The following is a 17,801-nucleotide window of genomic DNA, read 5'->3' as shown; positions in this document are numbered from 1 at the left end:
TGCAACGATGACCCCGTCACTATGAACATCCGCGAATTTCTCAGCGAAAAAGTACAGGCCGCCATGAGCGCCGCTGGCGTGCCGCCCGACTGTGGCGCCATGGTGGCGCCAGCCAAAAAAGCCGGCTTTGGCGACTATCAGGCCAATGGCGCCATGGGTGCGGCCAAGAAAATGGGCATGAATCCGCGCGAGCTGGCGAGCAAAATCGTCGAGCAACTGCAACTCGACGGTATCGCCGAAAAGATCGACATCGCCGGGCCCGGCTTTATTAACATACACCTCGCTCCGACCTGGCTCGGGGAGCAGACAGGCAACGCCGAGCGCGACCCGGCACTGGCCATTCGCCCCGCCGCCAAGGCCCAAACCATTGTGGTGGACTACTCCTCTCCCAATCTTGCCAAAGAGATGCACGTGGGGCATCTGCGCTCTACCATCATCGGCGATGCGCTGGTGCGGATTCTCGAGCGGCTCGGTCACACGGTCATCCGCCAAAATCATGTGGGAGACTGGGGGACTCAGTTCGGTATGCTCATCGCCGAACTGGAAGAAAAGCTGGCCGAGCATGAGAGCGCTGGAATGGCGTTGGCTGACCTGGAGGTTTTCTATCAACAGGCGAAGGCGCACTTTGATGCTGACGAGGCCTTTGCCGACAAGGCGCGCGAGTACGTGGTCAAGCTGCAGTCGGGAGATACCGAGGTGCTCAAACTCTGGGAACAGTTCAAGCAAGTCTCCCTCGAGCACAGTGCAGAAATTTACCAGAAGCTCAACGTCACCCTCTCAGAGGCCGACGTACGGGGCGAGAGTTTTTACAACGATGATCTCGCACCTATAGTAAAAGAGCTGAAGGAACAGGGGCGCTGTAGTGAAGATCAAGGCGCTCAAGTGGCATTTTTGCAGGAGCTGGCTGACAAAGAGGGCAAACCCTCTCCGGTGATTGTGCAGAAAAAAGGCGGCGGTTTTCTCTATGCCACAACCGATTTGGCCGCTCTGCGCTACCGCGCCAACACCTTAAACGCCGATCGCATTTTGTATTTTATCGATGCCCGCCAGTCGCTGCATATGCAGCAGGTCTTTACCCTGGCGCGCCTGGCCGGCTTTGTCGGCGATTCGGTCAGCCTCGAGCATCACGCCTTTGGTACCATGATGGGCGCCGATGGCAAACCATTTAAAACCAGAAGCGGCGGCACGGTAAAGTTGTCCGCCCTGCTGGATGAGGCGGTGGAGCGCGCGCGCGCGGTGATTACCGAAAAGAACCCTGAGCTCGAAGGCGCCGAAGAGGTTGCTCGCAAAGTCGGGATTGGCTCGGTGAAATACGCCGATTTGAGTAAGACCCGGACCAACGACTATGTCTTTAACTGGGACACCATGCTCAGCTTTGAAGGCAATACCGCACCCTACCTGCAATACGCCTATACCCGAGTGCAGAGCCTGTTCCGCAAAGCTGGGGTTGATCCAGAGAGCATCTCGGCGCCGGTCGTCATCGGCGAAGAGCAGGAAAAAGCGCTGGCCATCAAGTTGCTGCAGTTTGGCGAGGTTCTGAGCCAAGTGGCAGAAGACGCCCTGCCCCACGTGCTGTGCACCTACCTCTACGACGTGGCCAGCTTGTATATGCGCTTCTACGAGGCCTGCCCGATCCTGAAATCGGATGTATCGCCTGAGCTGCGCGACAGCCGGCTGCGCTTGTGTCACCTGGTAGCGCGTACCCTGGCCACCGGCCTGGATATGCTCGGTATCGAAGTGTCCGAGCAAATGTAAGCCCTACCGGAAAGGCCATAAAAAAGGCGCCCCGCTCGCGGGGCGCCTTTTTTAGTCTTGCACTCTATGGCAATCAGGGCAGGTTATGCACCTTCTCGCCGATGGGGCCGGAGAAAATGTATCCGTCGTGAATATCCCAATTGATCGACCAGGTCATCACGCCGCTGAAATCCGGGTAGATACCCCCGGCATCCACCGAACCACACTGGGTGCCGCGCGTAATGCAGTCCAGAGCATCCATAATCGCCTGATTGCTCGCTAAACCTGAGCCGGCAGATGAAGGTCCTGACGGCAGGCCGAGAGACACCTGTTGTGGATCGAGCCCTTCAAAGTAGACATTACCGGCTGTCTCGAAACCCTCAATCAACATGCGCGCCGAGGCGACCATCATATCCACTGAACCGGCTGGATAAGACTGGGCCGCATAGGGCGTTTGCAGACCGCCGTTGTTGTACAACTGCACGTGCAGCAGATCCAGCAGATCGCGGGTCTGGTCGATAATTGGCAAGTAAGCGCCCCAAATGCCACTGTAGGCTGTATGCCCGCCTTGCACGTAGGGATGCTCCGGTGCCATGGTCAGCGCCATACCGCCAACATTGGTGTCGATTTGACGCAGGGCACCCGGCAGGCGCGCCTGGATTTGCGAGCCGTGCACCAGCTGCGAACCGCTTTCCAAATCGATATCCAGACCATCAAAGCCCCACTCGTTAATGAGACCGGTCAGGCTGGCAACGAAGTTAGCCTCGTCGGAATCGTCATTGAGCGTGATGGTGCCTTCAGCGCCACCTAACGACAGCACGAAGATTTTTCCCTGCGCTTGCAGATCGGCCATCTCCTGCTTGAACTGCGCAGGATCCAGCCCCGGGCAGCTGGTGCCCGAACCGTCAAACAGGTTGAAAAGCACCGTTCCATCGCTGGCCGGATCATTGTCGGCAAAAGCGATGTCAATCACATCCCAAACCGGGGGGATCTCAGACAGCGGAATCGGGCACCCGGCACCATTGACGAAGTTGTGCCAATAGCCCACCAGTGCGTGCTCCGGGAAGTTACCGGTATAGCCGCCGCCGGGGTTCGAGCTGGAGCTGCTTGAGGAGCTAGACGTGCTGGAGCTTGAAGAGCTCGCGGAACAAGAACGCACCTCTGTCCAGGCATCTGCCCAGTGCGCACCGGTACCGGGCGCATAGGCCCAGCCGGCATTGGAGGAGCACCAACCGGCAATATCGCAGCGGTATTCATCGCCGGCGTTCTGTACCAGTTGGCCGGCATTGTAGGCCGTTCCGGCGCCATAAACCGGCGAGGTGCAATCACCCACCGGAGTAGACGAGCTGCTTGAAGAGCTGCTACTGGACGATGATGAGCTTGAGGAGCTGGAAGACGACGATGAACTTGAGCTACTGGAGGATGAGCCGCCGCAAGCGCCCAAGGCACTCCATTGCTGCCACTGCCCCGAAAACTGAGCCGGGTTATCTCCCTGGGTCCACCAATTGGCCTGGTAAGCCACCCCGGCCTCCTGCACTTGGGCGCCACCAGAATAAGCCACCCCGGCGTTCCAGGCGTTGAGTGAAGAACAATCGTAAGCGTGCGCCGAAACAGCGCTCAGTGATGAGCCGATCAGCGCCGCACTGATCAAAAACTTGTGTTGCATAGCGGTGTCCTCATGTCTCCCGACACCCTAATACGCTTGCCGATGTCGGGCTGTTATTGTTGTAAAAACGACATCACCTAGGTTCCTACCTGTCAGTTACGCATCCCACGCGGGTACAGCAGTGATCACCGACAAACTGCCTGAAGCAAGCCCAAAGACAACGTTGTCAGCAGCACCATGAATACCACGACAGAGCGAACCGAACAAAGGGGTGGATAAAGAGGTAAGCGAAAACTGTGACACAGTTCCTCTGTTAATTCCTCAAGGAAATTAACAGCTGGTCTTTTAAGAGCATCAGGCAGCATGGCCGCCCTTTGCCCCAGACCAGTATCCTCAGGTTTACTCTGTGCATACTTTTGTAAATTACCGCTGCTTGCGCGCGCTCAGTACCCGGAGAAAGCGCCGAATATGGCAAAATACGGCGCTCGTTAGCGCCTATCGATGGGCGAGCACTTATTTTGCGATGGAAGATACCCAGGGCAGATGATCCACTCACAACTACCCCGCTTTTTTCTTCTGTATCTCGGCGCCCTGGTGGCCCTGGGCCCGGTGGCAATGGACGCCTACTTGCCCGCTCTGCCCACCATGGCCAACAAGCTCGGTGTTTCAATTGCCACCTTGAGCGCGTCGGTCAGTACTTTTTTGGTGGGTTTTGCGGCGGGCCAGCTGCTCGGTGGGCCCATATCGGACCAGATCGGGCGCCGGCGAGTCTGCGTCTTTGGCACCGCCCTTTTTGTTTTGGCAAGTCTGGCCATTTCGCTGTCTGAATCGGCCGCCACCATCAATTTGCTGCGCCTGCTGCAGGCCTTTGGCGGGGGCTTTGCCTCCATAACGGCCATGGCCCAGGTGCGCGATGCCTATCCGGCCGAGCAAATAGGCGCACGGTTTGCGACGGTAATGATGGTCATGATGATTGCGCCAGTGGTTGCGCCTTTGATTGGCACGGGTCTTTTACACTTTGGCTGGCAGGCTATTTTCATTTTTCAGGTGGTTTACGCGGCAGCGCTGCTCGTGCCGATGCTCACTGTTATCCCGGATACTCTGCCGCAGGAAAAGCCACGGCTGTCTCTGACCCGGATTTTTCGCCAGTACGCTGCCATCATCGGCCACCGCCACCAAGGTCGCCTGCTCGCGGCGACTTTTGCACTGTGCATGGGCGCCGCCGCCGGCGTGTTGTTGATTTTTGTCACCCACGCGTCTTTTACTTACATGACTATTTTTTCCGCCAGCGAAACGCTTTTCTCGGTGTTGTTCGCCCTCAATGCCATTGGCCTGATTGCGGCCAACGCCTTGAGCACGCGCGTGCTTAGAGTCTTTGACCCCATGGCGGTATTTCGCTGCGTGGTGATATGTCAGGCGCTGGCGGTGGCGCTGCTCGCCGCACTGGTCTATAGCGACGCCTTGACGCTACCCTTGGCGGTGGCGTTGATTGTATTTGTCGTCAGCTGCGTCGGCGTCTCCAACCCTGCCGGAGGTGCCCGATTTATGGCGATGTTTCCGGCGGGCCAAGGTGGCAGTGCGGCGGCCATTCAACTGGTGTCCATGTTTGTGTTCGGCTCCGCCATGGGCGCTCTGGGCAGCGCGCTGCACGATGGGAGCCTGCGTCCGGTGGTGAACGTCATGCTGGTATCGGTCGCGATCAGTACGGCCTTGCTGGTGCCTCTACGCGCGCTCAAAGACGCCCAACCAGACAGCGCCGCGACATAAAAAGCCGCGCGTTGGCGCGGCTTCGAGGGGTTGTTGGTCAAACTTTAGAGCTGGCGTGCCTGGTCCAGAGCGCGGCGCAGAGAGCGGGTCCAGCTGGCGAAAGCGCGGTTGGCGTCGTGCATATTGGAAGCCCGGTTGGTCCACTCCAGGTACATATCATCCCGGTCTTCTTTTTCATCGACGACGCGGGCGATGATTTCTCCGGTTGTGCCATCATAAGCCTCGAGAAACAGGGTCATTTCACCGGATGAGGTGGTATAGGTGCGGGAGATGCCCGGCGAGTTGATGTCCGGCGCGGTTAGGTCGAGATCAATTACCGCGGGGCGGATATCCAGTACCCGTTCCTCGCCGCTGCCCTGCTCGACAATTTTGTAGGCGGGCGAATCCTGCAGCGCCTCGCGAAAGTGCTCATCGCAGGACTTGGCAAAACGCGCCTGGATCACCTGCATATCCTCTTCGGTCACCCTGTCGCGCATAAGACCCCGGTTGGAATTCTGATCGCGCATATAGTTGGCGCGAAAGGCAACCGTACAGGGTTTGAGACTGACGGCGGTATAATCCGCCAGCTCGATGCCGGGTTTGAGGTAGACCTCATCCAGATCCCGATTTTCAACCAGGTGTAAACCGTCATGACTCACTGGCGGCGGTGGTGTGGCGCAGCCGACGGCTAACAACGCCAGCAGCGACGCGCCGATAGACAGCGATGATTTCATCTGAGACCTCCTGTGCTCAACGACCATAGACAGTATGGTAGCGCTCACTAAAATTAAGCCAGTATTGCGACCAGCACAAGTTTTTCCTGCGCTTACCATAGGGCTTGAGTCGGCGCGCTTCAAGCAAATAGGTGTAAAAGAACGTAGGGGTTCAAGGGGTGCTGAGCAACCGGTCCAGGCGCGCCAGCTCGGCAACCACCGTATCGGCGACAATCACTTGGGGTCGGAAGTACTCATGCGCCATAGGCGCAATCGCACACGCCTCGGGAAGCGCCGCACGCTGCTCCACCAGCTGGTACATTTTCGGAATGAACAAAAATTGCAACCATTGGGTAAAGGTCAGTGTGTCGATGGCGAAAGGCTGGTCACTGGCGAGCGCTTGCGGCGGTGGCACTTCCTGATGCCACAAATTGAGATCGCGCATGGCCGCCTCGAGGTCCATCAAAATATTCGCCACCGCGATATGCTTTTCACTCATGTCTCTATCTGCCGGGTAAAAGGCGGTAAGGAGTCCAGTATGGCCTTGCCGTAGCGCTTGGTCACCACGCGTCTGTCGAGCAGGGTGATTCGGCCGGTATCGCCCTCGGTCCGCAATAATCGCCCGCAAGCCTGAATCAGTTTTAACGAGGCATCGGGGATGGTGATTTGCATAAAAGCGTTGCCGCCGCGCGCTTCAATCCACTCGGACACAGATGCTTCAATAGGGTCATCGGGAACCGCAAAGGGCAACTTGGCAATGATCACATGGGCGCAGTAATCGCCGGGCAAGTCCACCCCTTCGGCAAAGCTGGCGAGCCCAAAGAGCACGCTGCCCTCGCCTTTGTCGATGCGCTTTTTGTGAGCCACCAGCATCTCCTGCTTGGACGATTCGCCCTGCACTTGAATCTTGTCTTGCCACTGGCTCGGCAGCTCGTCGTAAACATCCAGCATTTGCCGGCGCGATGAAAACAACACCAGTGAGCCCTCACTTGGCTGCAAGAGCTTCGGTAGTTGTTCAATCACCGCACGGGTATGCGCTGCGCTATCGCCGGCGTCCACGGCGTCGGCCGGCACCCGCAAGATGCCGCGGCTAAAATCAAAAGGGCTGGGCACTACAGCGTAGCGGCTGCTCTCAGGTGTCCCCGCACGCATTTGAAAGCGATCAAATTTTCCCAGGGCGGTGAGCGTTGCCGAAGTGACCACCGCGCCATAAGCCTGATTCCAAAGACTGAACTCAAGGGTGCGCGCTGCCAAAATGGGGCTGGAGCAAACTTCGATGTCGTAGTTGCCGTTAAAGTCCACCAGCGTCAGCCAGCGGGCCTTGGGGATGCTGGTGTCGGCATCGCTGCGCGCATAGCTCAGCCACAACTCAGCACTGGCCTCGGCGCGGGCCTGCCAGGCGCCGATGATGGGGTAGTTGTTTTCCAGGTCCACTTTGGGCACACGACAATGAGCGTCTTCCATGGCCTCGCTGATCTCACCGACCATCTTACTCAATAGATCGCTGAGCCGATCAAAGCCGGCGTGCAACTGCTCGGCCTGAGCGCGAATTCTCTCGGGTACTATACCGCCGACAAAGCGGTAGTGGTTACTTCGCCTGTCCCGCTGGTCATCAGCCAATGTCTGAATCAATTCATCCAGCGCGGGATAGAGTAAGTCCAGCTCGCGCTTGCTTTCGATAAACTGCCCAGGCAGCTGCTCGCCAAAATGGTCAACCCGCCCGGCGCCGCTGATCTGCCCCAGCACGCCGGACAGGGCCTTATTGCACTGCTCAAGCCAGCGGCTGGTGGAGAGCATCCGGGCGTGGTGGGCAAAGTGGTTGAGAGCCTTATCTGGCAGGTGGTGCCCCTCGTCGAAAACGTAAATCGTCTCTTCCGGCTCAGGTAATATGGCGCCGCCGCCCAGGGCGAGGTCGGCCAGCACCAAATCGTGATTGGTCACGATGCAGTCGGCGGTATGCAAAGCGTCGCGCGCTTTAAAAAAGCTGCAGGCCGACACGTTGGAGCAGCGCCTGCCAGTACACTGGCGGTGGTCAGTGGTCACACGCTGCCAGTCGGCCGCCTCCAGTGCGGCGGGCCAGGAGTCGCGCTCGCCATTCCACTTATTCGCCGCCAGCGCATCCATCATCGACTCGTAGAGTTTGATACCCTGCTCGTCCACGCTTGGCAACTCGTCTTCGTAGAGCGCTTTGGTAGGGTCGCCCGTTGAGGAAAATTCGCTGAGCAGGTTATCAAGTTTGGACAGGCACAAGTAGCGCCCGCGCCCCTTGGCCAGGGCGAAGCTAAAAGACAGGTCAGTGTGGTTTTTTAACTCGGGCAAATCCTTGTGAATGATCTGCTCCTGCAGAGCGACGGTCGCGGTGGACACCACCAGCTTTTTGCCCAGGGCTTTGGCGATGACAATGGCGGGCAACAAGTAGGCGATGGTCTTGCCGGTACCGGTGCCCGCTTCTACAACGCAGACGTGACCGTTGCTGTTGCGCACGCCCTCGGCGTCTGAAGTGATCGCCCCTAGAGTGCGAGCAATCTCGGCGATCATCAGTTTCTGTCCGTGGCGCGGGCCCAGCTCACGGGAATTTAGAAACGCCGAGTAGGTGTCCTGAATCTGGCGCTTGATCTCGTCCGTCAGCATCTACTTAGCGGTGGCCACACCCTGGGCCTTGAGTTTATTGCGCACCGGATTGGCGTACATTCCAAGAACAATGTCGCGATACTCAGACGGTGTAGCACCAATGTGCAAATCGAAGCTGGCCCTTTCATCGCGCAGGTTACCCGGCTCGAAGGGCCGCTTTTTGTCCGAGTAGGGCAGTGAGCGCGCCTCACCTCCGGTCTGCTCATAGGCAAAACAGTTGCTGGCGTGCAACACATAATTTGCCCACACTTGGCGGTCGATCTCGTCGGCGACGGCGTCAGAATCGGAGTAATCACCGCGCAGAGGCTCACCAAAGGCCACGTGGACATGGCCTTTTTGCCCGGCAATGCCTTTGGCAATGCTCTGTACATCCTCCTGGTCGCCCTTCTCGTAGCGGCCGGTGGTGCGCTGAGCGTGCAGCTCATGGGCTTTTGCCCGGTCGCAGGGGTCCTGTTCGTAGGAAATGGACACAGGGACGATGTTGAGCGAGTGCACATACTCGGAAAAGTCCTGTGTCTTGGGGCGGTTGAGCGTCAGCATTCCCACCACCGCAGAGTTGGTTGAATCATTACCATCTTTCGCCCTGCCCTCGCGCTGGGCGATCCAGATATTGGCCTTGTCTTCGGTCAGGGAGTGGAAGATGTAGGCAGACAGCGTTTTGGCCGCTTTGAGCTTCTCCCGCGGCGCCTTGACCGAGCGTTTGACAATAAAGCTCTTGTTCAGACGCATCAGATCGGAGACATACTCCTTGGTCAACAAGTTGTCGCCAATGGCGATGCGCAGGGTCTTAAAACCCGCGTGATAGAGGCTCCAATTGACAAAGGCGGGGTCCATGGCGATGTCGCGGTGGTTGCTCACGAACAAGTAGGCCTGCTGCGGATCCAGCTTGTCCAGGCCCGAGTTCGTCAGGCTGGTGGTGGTGGTCTCGATCATATGGCGCATGTATTTCTCAACAACCAGTTGAAATTTATCTACACTGTCTACAGCGGCCAGCTGGCGCGTCATGACCGAGCGCACCAAGGGCCTGAGGATAAATCCAAAGGGTCCCGCCAACCGGGGAAACTTGAGCCTGGCTACCGCATCGGCCAGCTCCGGGTCGGCCAGTATGCGGTCGAGCACCGGGCGCACTTCGTCATCGTTATAGGGTCGAATGTCGTCAAAATCGGTCATGAGTTTGGTCGTTACGTGAATCAAGGCAGCCGCCGGCTGCACACTACAGGGAAGTACCTCGGCCAACCGCTTAGGCGGCCTGAAGGGCGGCATCAAACAGGCGCACAACATACCCAAAAGAGGTGCAAAATGCCACTCACCGCTATCAATTACTGCCCCTGCGGCTCGGGCACGGCCTCCTCCAGCTGCTGCTCAGCACTCATTTTTCACGGCCAGGCGGCAAAAACCGCCCTTGAGTTGATGCGCTCGCGCTACAGCGCTCACGTGCTGCTGGCCGTTGACTACCTGTGGAACACCTGGAGCGAGAGCACTCGCCACCGAACCTCTCCCGAGGCGATCCGCGAGTGGGCAGCCAGTTGCGACTGGCTCGGGCTGGACATTTTGGACCATCAAGCTGGCGGCGAGGCGGACGATGAGGGCACCGTCACTTTCAGTGCCAGCTATCGCCTCGGCGAGCAGGCTCACCAGCACCTGGAAAAGTCTTTGTTTCGGCGCGAAAACGGCCTGTGGCGGTACGTTGATCACTGCGCCTGAGGTTCGCACTCGGAGTGTGACGCACAAAGATGTTTTCGGCGCCAATACTCGTTACACTAGCCAAAGATTGGTCCCGAAGGTAGTGCCCGCACCATGAAAATCCTGTTGGTTGAAGACAGTGCCACCCTGCGCCACGCCATGAGCCAGTATATTGTCGAGGCCGGCCACACCGCGCTGGTTGCCGAAAGTGGTGAGCAGGCCCTGCAGCTGCTCGAGGACACGCCGGTGGACATGATCATCATGGACGTGGAAATGCCTGGCCTGAACGGTTTTGAAACCACTACCCTGATCCGCGAGTGGCTCGGTAGCCACTGGATACCGATTATCTTTGTGACCGGCATGAGCGACGACGAGGACTACCGCAAAGGTATCGAAGCCGGTGGTGACGACTACCTGATCAAACCGGTCAGCAAAATGATTATCACCGCCAAGATCCGCGCCATGGAACGAATCGCCGACATGCGCGACCAACTCAATCGGCTGAACCAGGAGCTTGAGGCACTGAGCCAGCTCGACAGCCTCACTCAGATTCTCAACCGCCGAACCTTCAACGAAGAGGCGCAAAAGCAGTGGCTGCTGGCGGGGCGCAAGCAGACGCACACCAGTGTGCTGATGATTGATGTCGACCACTTCAAGCTCTATAACGATCACTACGGCCACCCGGCGGGCGACCGCTGCCTGAAATCCATCACTGAGGCCATTAGAAGCTGCCTGCACCGGCCCTACGACTTGCTGGGCCGCTATGGCGGCGAAGAGTTTGTGGTGCTGCTGCCGGACACCGATACCGCCGGCGCGACACGGGTCAGCCAATGCATCAAAAACGCCGTTGCCAAGGCCGATATTGCGCACGAGGTGTCCCCGAGTGCCGAGCGGGTCACTGTCTCGGTCGGCGGTGCCAGCTGCCCGCAAACCAGTGGCTATTCCCTGGAAGACATTATCAAGGCGGCCGACCGGGCGCTCTACCGAGCGAAACACTCGGGGCGAAACCAATACAAGATCGACGAAATGACTGCCCATCGCACCGTGGTCATCGCCCATCCGGATGACGATGTTCAGCAGCTCGCCTCCGCCTGCCTGCAACCACACTACAACCTGATTACCGCCGACACGGCCGACGAGGCCCTGGAGCTGGCACTGAACATTCGCCCAGACCTGTTGATCTTAAGCCCACACATGCGCGACAGCGGGGGACGCTTTCTGGCCGATCGCCTCGCCCAGGCGCCGCGTACCAGGGCCACGCCCCAACTGTATTTGGGCCATGTCGAGGAGCCGCCGCCCACTCAGCGCCCGAGCGTCAACCTGCCGTTTGAAGCAGAGGAGCTGGTAAAAATGGCGGGCCAGCTGCTGGGGGGTTAAAAAGTCCTAGAGGGTGCGCAACGAGTTGTACCAGTTAACATCGCGCGAGCACTTATCCACCTGATCCACCACATCCAACACCAGGGCAAAAAGCGCCATGCGCACCAGAACACCGTTATCCGCCTGGCGAAAAATCGCCAGGTTGGGATTCTGGTTGAGGTCATTGTCCAGCTCATTGGCGCCAGCGCGCGAATCCCGCGGCAGGGGGTGCATAATAACCGTGTTGGGCTCGCAATACTGTGTGTAAATGGCCTGATTCAACCGAAAGCGACCGCGGTATAAATCGGCCTCTTCTTTGGTGGCAAACCGCTCCTCCTGAATGCGAGTGGAGTAGGCGATATCCACACTGGAAATACTCTGGGGCAAATCCTCGGTAATCACGACCTTATGACCCGCTTCGCGCATTTCTTCGACGATGTGCTCAGGCATTGCCAGCTCAACCGGCGAGACCAGAGTAACGTGAATATTGTTGAACAGTCGCAGCAGCTTGCACAGCGAGTGAACGGTACGGCCGTATTTCAGATCGCCAATCAGGGCGATGCGCAAACCGTCAATACCCCGGTCTTTTGACACCAGCTCCTTACGGATGGTGTACAAGTCCAGCAGGGCCTGGCTGGGATGCTCATTGGCGCCGTCCCCGCCGTTTAGCACAGGCACTCGGCTGGCCTCGGCGAACTCGGCCACAGAACCCTCCTGCGGATGGCGCATGCAAATCACATCAGAGAACCCCGAAAGCACCCTGGCAGTATCGTAGAGCGACTCCCCTTTGGTGATGGCCGAGCTCTCAAAGCCGGTGGTTTCACGCACCTCGCCACCCAGTAAATTAAAAGCACAGCCAAAACTGATGCGAGTACGGGTACTGGGCTCAAAGAACATATTGCCCAAAATGGCGCCTTCCAGCACCCGGGTTACCCGCCGCCTCAGGGCGTAAGGCGCCATGGCATCGGCCACCTGAAAAATTCGTTCGATGTCGGCGCGGTCAAACTGTTCAACGGAGAGGATGTGCGAGCCTGTGAATATCACGGTGAATCCTTTGGCGGTTGGCAAGTGGCGCTATTTTAACGCCCAAAAGCGCTCGGCGAAATGGCGAAAGTTGCACATTTCCCTCCGAACCGCTATTAAATAGACAGAGACGCCAACGTTGAATATTGCGCAACAGCGCTTGCCGGCTGGCACAAAACACTTTATAAATCGGCGGCCTAGCCGATAACTCTCAGGCCGATAGGACTAACAAGGACAACAAGTGCCCGATCACCCCGATACACTGGCCAAGTACGCCACGGCCGCCACGGCTCGCGAACTGCTCGAAAGTCAGGCGCTGCGCTTTAGCGCGCCGGCCTTGTATGTAGACCCGTTTGAGCTCAATCACCGCACCCCGCTCTCGTTCGATCCTCAAACCCTGCTGCAGAGCGTGATTCGCACCGCCTGCGGCATGATCTTCGCCCGCGAAGAGCCTCGCGGCGCCTCGCCACTGTCGACGGTGATCCGTCGCTGGCGGGACGAAGAGCGCTTCGCCTCTCCCGAGGAGGCAGAGGAGGTGCTCAATGAGCTGATGGCGCGAATGGTAGACCAGCGCCAGGACGAAATCGACGCAATGATGAGCGACTGGCGGCGCTATACCCGCAGCCTGCGCATTTGCAGCTTTAGCGCGAAAGCAGACAACCTGATTGCCTGGCAATACTACGCCGACAGCCACACCGGCGCAGTGCTGCGCTTTCAGTGCGGCGAAAATACAGTTTTAAAGAATCCGCTCCAGGTGCACTACAACCCCGCCCGCCCGGAGATCACCACCCTCAAGGAGCAACTGAACGTAGTACTCCATAACGAGCGGCTGCAAAGCCAGGAGTTTTTTCAGGACAAGTTTCTCAGCAAACAGCCGGCCGCCAAGGGCGAGCAGGAGTGGCGCTGCTTTTTTAATGTTGACGCCGCTGAAGCGGGCAAATCCACCGATGAAAAAGACTGGTACTCTCAGGTCACTTTTGAACCGGAGCACTTCAAAGCCGTTTATCTGGGCGCGTTTATGAGCGTGGAAGACAAAAAAACGCTGCTAGAAATACTGCAAAAGCGCTACCCGGGTACCAAGGTGTTTCAGGCCGAAGCGGTCCCCGGCAAGTACGAGATCAGCTTTTCCCGGGTTAACCCCGCCAGGTAAGACTCACCGCTTACAAGACCCTAAATCGCCCCGGACACGAACGGTTTGAGGCTGAAGCCGTCATTGCCAAAGGCCCACATCAATACTTGGTGCTTCGTCCTAGGCCAGATCAATAAGCGTGCGACTTTTCTGACTTGGTCAAAAATGGGGATAGCCAGTAATGGCAACCGCTAGTATTGGTATTTGCGCCTTGCCGCCAACAAGCCCAGCAGCAAGGCAAACCCCAGTGCCACCACCGGCAAGCTGCCCCAACGCATAAACGGTGTGTCACCGTAGGCCGGGTAAACGCGCCCTGTCAGCGTGGCACTGACGAACTGCTCGGTACGACCCAACACCTGCCCTTTGGGCCCGATGATAGCACTGACACCGTTGTTAGTGCTGCGCAGCAGGTAACGCCCCGTTTCCAGTGCCCGCATCCGGGCCATCTGCAGGTGCTGCAGGGGGCCAATCGAATCGGCAAACCAGGCATCATTGCTGACCGTGAGCAAAACATTGCGGTGATGGGCGCTATTGGCGACCAGCGATGGATAGACCACCTCATAGCAGATGGTCGGAGCAATACTGACATCACCCACTTGCAGGCCACTTTGTTCATCGGGCCCCGGGTGAATATAAGAGGTGGGCAAATCGAAAAACTCGATGGTCCCGCGCAGCCAGTCTTCCAGCGGTACATATTCGCCAAAAGGCACCAACCGACGCTTGTGGTAAATGCCCAGGGCGTCGCCAAAACCCGCCAGCGAATTGTAGAATTTCCGCTGGGCATGATCGTCGTAGATAATGCCGGTGATCACACCCGTTTGCGAACGGCTGGCCTGGCGGGTGAGTTCGTTCAGAAAGTCCAGGGCATTGTGGTAGGTCAGGGGCACGGCCGCCTCGGGCCATATCAACCAGTCGGCATTCCAGTGGGGCTCACTCAGGGCCATCAGGCGGTCTAGGGTAGGCTCGGCCTGTGCTGGGTCCCACTTAACCTCTTGGGGCACATTGGGCTGAACCATCGCCACCGAGACCGGGTGATCGTGATTAATACGCGTCCAGTGCACATCAGCCAGCGCCCAACCGACCAGCCAAAAGGCCACCACCGAGACACTCGCCATCCACAGGTTGCCAGAGGGGCGAACAAAAAACGCCCAAGAGGCCAAGGTAGCGGCGCTGAAAACGGCGATGTACCCGACGCCCAGGACGCCGAGCAACGGAGCCCAACCCGCCAGCGGACTCTCAAGGTGCCCATAACCGACATACAGCCAGGGAAAACCCGTCAGGAGCCAAGAGCGCAGCCACTCGCCCAGCAGATAACAAGCGGGAAAGCCCAGGAGCACCCCGAGCCGGCCGTGGCCGAGCAGCGAACGGCACACCACAAAAGGCAAGGCAAAGACAAGAGCCATAAACAGCACAAAGAGCGCGGTCAAGCTTGCCGCCAGCAGCGCCGAGGCGTTACCGAACTCGTGGATGGCAACGTAAATCCAGGAAATGCCGACGCCGTAGAGACCGGCACCAAAACAACCGGCCACCAGCATGGCCCGCCGGGCAGAGACCTTAAACATCAGTAGCGCAAACACCGCCAGACCAAGGATAGCCAGTGGCCAGAGATTAAAAGGTGCCAGCGCCAGGGGTTGCAGCCCCCCGGCCAGAAGCGCTAAAGAGGCGGCGTTATACCAACCCAAGCGGTTAAGCCCGGTGCTGACCTGACCGGTGATAATGGTTTCAGTCGTTACCAAGTGTGAGTCGCACCAAGTGAATTTGCCGGTTATCGGCGTAGAGCACGCGGAAGGTAAAACCGTCGACCTCGGTGGTCTCATTGCGCTTGGGCAAGTGTCCGAAAGCCTGCATCAAAATGCCACCAATGGTGTCGAAGTCTTCATCGGACAGGCCCGCTTCAAAATAATCGTTGAAGTCTTCAATGGGCGTCAGGGCCTTGATGACATAGTCGGTATCACTGACTTTTTTGATGTACTCGTCCGAGACCTCTTCATCGGTCTCGTCTTCGATATCCCCGACGATCTCTTCGAGAATGTCCTCAATGGTAATCAGGCCGGAGATACCGCCATATTCGTCGATAACCAGCGCCATGTGGTAGCGCTGCTCGCGAAACTCACGCAAAAGCACATTTACGCGCTTGCTCTCGGGGACGATATTGGCGGTGCGGATAATGCTATCGAGGCTGAAATCGGTGGTTCCCTCCAGCATCATGCGCAGCAAATCCTTCGCCAGCAGTATGCCCTTGATATCGTCGATGGAGTCTCCGATCACCGGGAAGCGGGAGTGACCCGACTCGATAATCTTGGGCAGAAAGTCCTTGGGTTTATCGTCAATTTTGACGGCGACGATCTGGGTACGCGGAATCATAATTTCGCGCGCCTGCAGGCTGGAAACATCCAACGCACCTTCGATGATGCTCAGCGCCTCCTGGTCCAGCAGTTTATTTTCGGCGGCGTCTTTGATGATTTCCAGCAGGTCGTCGCGGGATTTCGGTTCGCCGGAAAAGGCGTTTAACAACCGGTCCAGCCAGGATTTTTCCTGGGGGCGCGACGCGCTGCTACTCGAGGGGTCGTCCGTCATGGCACTGATAGGTCCTGTGTGGTGTGTGGCTGATCCGATGCGCTGTCAGGCGCTGTCGCATAGGGCGGCGCAAAGCCCAGCCCGGTGATAATGTCAGTTTCCAGCGCTTCCATTTGCTCGGCCTCGTGCTCGTCAATGTGGTCGTAACCTAGCAAATGCAGGGTGCCATGCACAAGCATATGCGCCCAGTGGGCGGCGGCAGGCTTGCCCTGCTCGCGGGCTTCGCGGGCCACCACTTCGGCGCAAATCACAAGATCGCCAAGCAGCGCCAGTCCGAGCTCTTCGGGCAGGTCAGCGGGAAAGGAAAGGACGTTGGTGGGCGAATCTTTGCCGCGATAGCGGCCGTTCAACTCGGCACTGGTGCTGGCGTCGACGATACAGACACTGACCTCGGCCTGGGGCCGCCGGTCTGCCACCGCCGCCGCCACCCATCGGTGTACCTCGTCGTCGGAGGGCAGGCTCTCGTCGTCAACCTGTATTTCGATGTCGACCTGGCAGGCCATCTCAGCGCTCCCGCCCGTCGGGGTTTTTGGCTTCGTAGGCGTCGTAAGCTTCGACGATTCGCTGCACCAGCGGGTGACGAACGACGTCTTTGGCACCAAAGTGAGTGAAGCTGATGCCCTCGACGTTATCCAGCACATCCACCACATGCCTGAGACCGGACTTCTGCCCGCGTGGCAAGTCGATCTGCGTCGGATCCCCGGTGATGACCGCTGTGGAGCCAAAGCCAATCCGGGTCAGGAACATTTTCATCTGCTCGCAGGTGGTGTTCTGGCTCTCATCGAGAATGACAAAAGAGTTGTTCAGAGTGCGCCCACGCATGTAGGCCAGGGGCGCCACTTCGATCACATTGCGCTCAAGCAGCTTGCCCACGGTTTCAAACCCGAGCATTTCAAAGAGCGCGTCGTACAGAGGTCGCAGGTAGGGGTCCACTTTCTGAGCCAGATCCCCCGGTAGGAAACCCAGCTTTTCACCGGCCTCTACCGCCGGGCGCACCAGCAAAATTCGCTCGACGTCGTCGCGCAACAGGGCTTCGACCGCACAGGCGACCGCCAAATAGGTTTTACCGGTCCCGGCGGGACCCACGCCAAAATTGATATCATTGGTCTGCACCGCGCGCACGTAGCGCAGCTGGTTAAGACCGCGGGGCTTGATCGTGCACTTTTTGGTGCGAATCAATACGGTTCCGGCGGGCACGGGCGCGTCATCGCTTTGGGCCTCGGAGTTATCCTGCATCAGCTGTTCAATTCCTGCACTTTGCAACGCCAGATGGATTTCGTCGGGCGTCAGTTCGGTGGTATCGGTCTCCCGGTAGAGCTCGCGCAATACCTGGGCGGCGGTTGTTGCCGATTGCGGCTGACCCACCAGGGAAAATTGGTTGCCGCGGTTGCTAATTTCAATGTTCAGGCGCTGCTCAATCTGGCGCAAGTGCTGGTCAAACTGACCGCAGAGGCTGGCGAGGCGACGATTGTCATTGGGTTCCAGGGTAAGCTCACAGGTGACCTGTGAGGCATCGGGGACGACGTGTTTATTCAAGGACGAATCAGTACTCTTATTGCGATATGTCAGTGAAAGCCTAAACCATTCCTCCCGAAGGGGGAAG

Annotated in this window: 15 protein-coding genes; 5 read left to right on the top strand and 10 right to left on the bottom strand. The window is 58.1% G+C overall.

The window, feature by feature from the left end; all coding sequences use genetic code 11:
- Positions 1–21 precede the first annotated feature (21 nt).
- Positions 22–1,755, top strand: a complete 1,734-nt coding sequence (gene argS / locus QWI16_RS12150; protein ID WP_302713475.1) for an arginine--tRNA ligase — start codon at positions 22–24, stop codon at positions 1,753–1,755.
- 73 nt (positions 1,756–1,828) lie between these two features.
- On the opposite strand, the gene QWI16_RS12145 is transcribed toward argS, so the two are convergent.
- A complete protein-coding gene (locus tag QWI16_RS12145; RefSeq protein WP_302713473.1) occupies positions 1,829–3,400 on the bottom strand; it encodes a chitinase in 1,572 nt (523 codons plus the stop codon).
- A 483-nt stretch (positions 3,401–3,883) separates the two neighbouring features.
- Between QWI16_RS12145 and QWI16_RS12140 the strand changes: the two genes are divergently transcribed.
- The gene (locus tag QWI16_RS12140) at positions 3,884–5,107 is read left to right on the top strand and encodes a multidrug effflux MFS transporter (protein WP_302713471.1); all 1,224 of its coding nucleotides are present in this window, start codon (positions 3,884–3,886) and stop codon (positions 5,105–5,107) included.
- A gap of 44 nt (positions 5,108–5,151) precedes the next feature.
- Here the strand turns inward: QWI16_RS12140 and QWI16_RS12135 are convergent, their stop codons facing one another.
- From QWI16_RS12135 to QWI16_RS12120, 4 genes are all read right to left on the bottom strand, one after another.
- Complete coding sequence (locus QWI16_RS12135; RefSeq protein ID WP_302713469.1) at positions 5,152–5,820, bottom strand: DUF3313 family protein; 669 nt, start codon at positions 5,818–5,820, stop codon at positions 5,152–5,154.
- 151 nt (positions 5,821–5,971) lie between these two features.
- Positions 5,972–6,298 (bottom strand): YqcC family protein, encoded by a 327-nt coding sequence (locus tag QWI16_RS12130; protein WP_302713467.1) that lies wholly within the window; start codon positions 6,296–6,298, stop codon positions 5,972–5,974.
- Entirely contained in the window at positions 6,295–8,430 is a 2,136-nt protein-coding gene (gene dinG, locus QWI16_RS12125; RefSeq protein WP_302713465.1) for an ATP-dependent DNA helicase DinG, read from the bottom strand. The genes QWI16_RS12130 and dinG overlap by 4 nt, the downstream gene beginning before the upstream one ends.
- A complete protein-coding gene (locus tag QWI16_RS12120) occupies positions 8,431–9,600 on the bottom strand; it encodes a 1-acyl-sn-glycerol-3-phosphate acyltransferase (protein WP_302713667.1) in 1,170 nt (389 codons plus the stop codon). It abuts the gene before it with no gap.
- Positions 9,601–9,729: 129 nt separating this feature from the next.
- Between QWI16_RS12120 and QWI16_RS12115 the strand changes: the two genes are divergently transcribed.
- Both QWI16_RS12115 and QWI16_RS12110 read left to right on the top strand, forming a co-directional pair.
- Positions 9,730–10,134, top strand: a complete 405-nt coding sequence (locus tag QWI16_RS12115) for a YchJ family protein (RefSeq protein WP_302713464.1) — start codon at positions 9,730–9,732, stop codon at positions 10,132–10,134.
- A 93-nt stretch (positions 10,135–10,227) separates the two neighbouring features.
- Positions 10,228–11,490 carry a diguanylate cyclase domain-containing protein gene (locus QWI16_RS12110; protein WP_302713463.1) on the top strand — a complete coding sequence of 421 codons (1,263 nt, stop codon included), beginning with the start codon at positions 10,228–10,230 and terminating at the stop codon, positions 11,488–11,490.
- 6 nt (positions 11,491–11,496) lie between these two features.
- On the opposite strand, the gene QWI16_RS12105 is transcribed toward QWI16_RS12110, so the two are convergent.
- On the bottom strand, positions 11,497–12,513 hold the full coding sequence (locus tag QWI16_RS12105) for an aspartate carbamoyltransferase (RefSeq protein WP_302713461.1): 1,017 nt from the start codon (positions 12,511–12,513) through the stop codon (positions 11,497–11,499).
- Between the two features lie 220 nt (positions 12,514–12,733).
- On the opposite strand from QWI16_RS12105, the gene QWI16_RS12100 reads away from it, so the two are divergent.
- On the top strand, positions 12,734–13,642 hold the full coding sequence (locus QWI16_RS12100) for a DUF2971 domain-containing protein (RefSeq protein ID WP_302713460.1): 909 nt from the start codon (positions 12,734–12,736) through the stop codon (positions 13,640–13,642).
- A gap of 170 nt (positions 13,643–13,812) precedes the next feature.
- On the opposite strand, the gene lnt is transcribed toward QWI16_RS12100, so the two are convergent.
- Genes lnt through QWI16_RS12080 form a run of 4 tightly spaced genes read right to left on the bottom strand, consistent with a single transcriptional unit; the run spans position 13,813 to position 17,734 of the window.
- A complete protein-coding gene (lnt, locus tag QWI16_RS12095) occupies positions 13,813–15,357 on the bottom strand; it encodes an apolipoprotein N-acyltransferase (RefSeq protein WP_302713459.1) in 1,545 nt (514 codons plus the stop codon).
- Positions 15,344–16,198: a CorC family transporter gene (locus QWI16_RS12090; RefSeq protein ID WP_302713457.1), complete on the bottom strand. Its 855-nt coding sequence runs from the start codon at positions 16,196–16,198 to the stop codon at positions 15,344–15,346. The genes lnt and QWI16_RS12090 overlap by 14 nt, the downstream gene beginning before the upstream one ends.
- Complete coding sequence (ybeY, locus tag QWI16_RS12085) at positions 16,195–16,701, bottom strand: rRNA maturation RNase YbeY (RefSeq protein WP_302713456.1); 507 nt, start codon at positions 16,699–16,701, stop codon at positions 16,195–16,197. Before ybeY ends, QWI16_RS12090 begins: the two co-directional genes overlap by 4 nt.
- A 1-nt stretch (position 16,702) precedes the next feature.
- The gene (locus tag QWI16_RS12080) at positions 16,703–17,734 is read right to left on the bottom strand and encodes a PhoH family protein (protein ID WP_302713454.1); all 1,032 of its coding nucleotides are present in this window, start codon (positions 17,732–17,734) and stop codon (positions 16,703–16,705) included.
- Positions 17,735–17,801: the final 67 nt, after the last annotated feature.

The sequence above is a fragment of the Gilvimarinus algae genome (genome assembly GCF_030518215.1).
Taxonomy (GTDB): Bacteria; Pseudomonadota; Gammaproteobacteria; order Pseudomonadales; family Cellvibrionaceae; genus Gilvimarinus; species Gilvimarinus algae.
The sequence above is the reverse complement of the archived record's forward strand: the minus strand, read 5'-3'. Positions and strand labels throughout refer to the sequence as shown.

What these genes read in the sequence shown, in the direction of transcription:
- QWI16_RS12145 (WP_302713473.1), bottom strand. Translation starts at nt 3,400, where the DNA reads ATGCAACACAAGTTTTTGATCAGTGCGGCGCTGATCGGCTCATCACTG.
- QWI16_RS12120 (WP_302713667.1), bottom strand. Translation starts at nt 9,600, where the DNA reads ATGACCGATTTTGACGACATTCGACCCTATAACGATGACGAAGTGCGC.
- QWI16_RS12115 (WP_302713464.1), top strand. Translation starts at nt 9,730, where the DNA reads ATGCCACTCACCGCTATCAATTACTGCCCCTGCGGCTCGGGCACGGCC.
- QWI16_RS12090 (WP_302713457.1), bottom strand. Translation starts at nt 16,198, where the DNA reads ATGACGGACGACCCCTCGAGTAGCAGCGCGTCGCGCCCCCAGGAAAAA.
- ybeY (WP_302713456.1), bottom strand. Translation starts at nt 16,701, where the DNA reads ATGGCCTGCCAGGTCGACATCGAAATACAGGTTGACGACGAGAGCCTG.
- QWI16_RS12135 (WP_302713469.1), bottom strand. Translation starts at nt 5,820, where the DNA reads ATGAAATCATCGCTGTCTATCGGCGCGTCGCTGCTGGCGTTGTTAGCC.
- dinG (WP_302713465.1), bottom strand. Translation starts at nt 8,430, where the DNA reads ATGCTGACGGACGAGATCAAGCGCCAGATTCAGGACACCTACTCGGCG.
- QWI16_RS12140 (WP_302713471.1), top strand. Translation starts at nt 3,884, where the DNA reads ATGATCCACTCACAACTACCCCGCTTTTTTCTTCTGTATCTCGGCGCC.
- QWI16_RS12110 (WP_302713463.1), top strand. Translation starts at nt 10,228, where the DNA reads ATGAAAATCCTGTTGGTTGAAGACAGTGCCACCCTGCGCCACGCCATG.
- argS (WP_302713475.1), top strand. Translation starts at nt 22, where the DNA reads ATGAACATCCGCGAATTTCTCAGCGAAAAAGTACAGGCCGCCATGAGC.
- QWI16_RS12130 (WP_302713467.1), bottom strand. Translation starts at nt 6,298, where the DNA reads ATGAGTGAAAAGCATATCGCGGTGGCGAATATTTTGATGGACCTCGAG.